Below are 1878 nucleotides of genomic sequence, written 5' to 3' on the forward strand. Positions count from 1 at the left end.
CGGCGAGGGCGCCCTCGCCGACTGGGGCGCACTGCACCTGCGCGAGGACCTGGACGCCTCCGCCGGGGCAGCCGCCGTCGGGTACTCCTGCTTCGCGCTCGCCATGACGATCGGCCGCCTCTCCGGTACGACGCTCCTGGAGCGGCTCGGACGCAGCCGCACGGTCGTCGTGGGCGGCGCCCTCGCGGCGGCCGGGATGCTGCTGGGCTCGCTGGCCCCCGCGTTCTGGGCGGCGCTGATCGGCTTCGCCGTCGCGGGCCTCGGCCTCGCGAACCTCTTCCCGGTCGCCGTCGAACGCGCGGGCGCGCTGGCCGGTCCGCACGGCGTAGCCGTCGCCTCCACCTTCGGCTACGGCGGCATGCTGCTGGGCCCACCGGCCATCGGCTTCATGGCCGACTGGCTCTCCCTGCCGACCGCCCTCACGAGCGTCGCTGTCCTGGCGGCGCTGGCCGCCCTGATCGGAGCGAGCGCGGGGCGCGCGGAGCGCCGTACGGCGGTCTGAACCGAGCACCGCAGGGCCTCCGGGCCGGAACACCGGGCGCCCACCTGCGCGGACCCGGAACACCACGCGCTCCCCCGCGCCGCGCGATCCCCGCCCTTCAGCGCAGAACACCCGACGCCCGCCTGCCTGACACCCCGCAGGACCACCCGCACGGAACACCCAACGCCCGCCTGAACCGAACCCGCCCAAACAGATCTCCTCCTCCCCCGCCGAAGCCGACCGGCCCACACCCACCCGCGCAGGCCCCCACCCCTCCATCCCGCATGCCGTCCACCCCTCCGACGCGCCACACTCTTCCCCATGGAGACGAGTGAGTTCATCGGCGTCCTCGACCGTGAGGGCCGTGCCCTGGCCGCTGCCGCCGAGGCCGCCGGGGTCGACCGTGCCGTTCCGACCTGCCCGGAGTGGCGGGTGCGGGAGTTGGTGGAGCACACAGGGGCCGTGCACCGCTGGGCGCGTGCGTACGTCGCCGAGGGGATCGCCGAGCGGCAGCCCTTGGCGCCGGCGCCGCGTCTCGACGACGCCGGCCTGCTGGACTGGTTCCGCGAAGGGCACCGCCTGCTCGTCGACACGCTCACCGCCGCCCCGCCCGACATCGCCTGCTTCGCCTTCCTGCCCGCCCCTTCCCCGCTCGCCTTCTGGGCCCGCCGCCAGGCCCACGAGACAACGGTGCACCGGTACGACGCCGAGTCCGCGACCGGCGCCGAACCCGCCCCGGTCGCCACCGACTTCGCCGTGGACGGCATCGACGAACTCCTGCGCGGCTTCCACGCGCGCGAGCGCAGCCGCGTCCGCACGGAGGAACCCCGCCTGCTGCGCGTCCGCGCGACGGACGCGGACGACGCGGTGTGGACCGTACGCCTGTCCTCCGGCCCACGGGTGACGGTGCGCGCGGACGCGGCGGACGCCGACTGCGAACTCGCCGGACCCGCCTGGGCGTTGTACTTCGCCCTGTGGAACCGGCGCCCGCTCCCCGAGGTCCACGGGGACGGGACGCTGGCCGCGCTGTGGACGGAGCGGTCGGCGATCTGACGGACCGCCACCCTCTGTGCGAGACTCGTCGGCATGACGGGGCATGGGGGACGCCGTACGCAGGCCGATCGGGACGCGATCACGGTGGAGATCGGGTACGCGCTGTTCAGCGCGGGGTTCGCGGCGGCGGTCGTGTTCGGAGCGGTGGCCGGTCCGGCACTGCTCTTCGACCTGCCGGGCCCGGCGGAGAGCCTGCTCCTCAAGGCGGGCATCGCGCTCGCGCCGGTGGTGTTCCTCGCCCGGGTGATCAGCGTGCTGCTGAAGTTCACCGCGGACCGAACCGACCGCCCGAACCAGGCCAACCCCTCGGACTAGGCCACCCCGGCCACGCGTGCTCCCCCACC

The 1878-nt window shown here is 75.1% G+C and carries 3 protein-coding genes; all 3 read left to right on the top strand.

The genetic code is table 11. The features are described from left to right. Nucleotides 1-502 (top strand): MFS transporter (locus AOK24_RS42700; RefSeq protein WP_159052202.1); only part of this gene is annotated, 502 nt, incomplete at its 5' end. A 300-nt stretch (nt 503-802) separates the two neighbouring features. Beyond that, nucleotides 803-1534 (top strand): maleylpyruvate isomerase family mycothiol-dependent enzyme, encoded by a 732-nt coding sequence (locus AOK24_RS42705; RefSeq protein WP_055725238.1) that lies wholly within the window; start codon nt 803-805, stop codon nt 1532-1534. A gap of 33 nt (nt 1535-1567) precedes the next feature. After that, a complete protein-coding gene (locus AOK24_RS42710; RefSeq protein WP_055725239.1) occupies nt 1568-1849 on the top strand; it encodes a DUF6332 family protein in 282 nt (93 codons plus the stop codon). Nucleotides 1850-1878 lie beyond the last annotated feature (29 nt).

The sequence above is a fragment of the Streptomyces niveiscabiei genome (assembly GCF_001419795.1).
Classification (GTDB): Bacteria; Actinomycetota; Actinomycetes; order Streptomycetales; family Streptomycetaceae; genus Streptomyces; species Streptomyces niveiscabiei.

Excerpts from the sequence above, each read along its gene's own strand:
- AOK24_RS42705 (WP_055725238.1), top strand. The coding sequence starts at position 803 with ATGGAGACGAGTGAGTTCATCGGCGTCCTCGACCGTGAGGGCCGTGCC.
- AOK24_RS42710 (WP_055725239.1), top strand. The coding sequence starts at position 1,568 with ATGACGGGGCATGGGGGACGCCGTACGCAGGCCGATCGGGACGCGATC.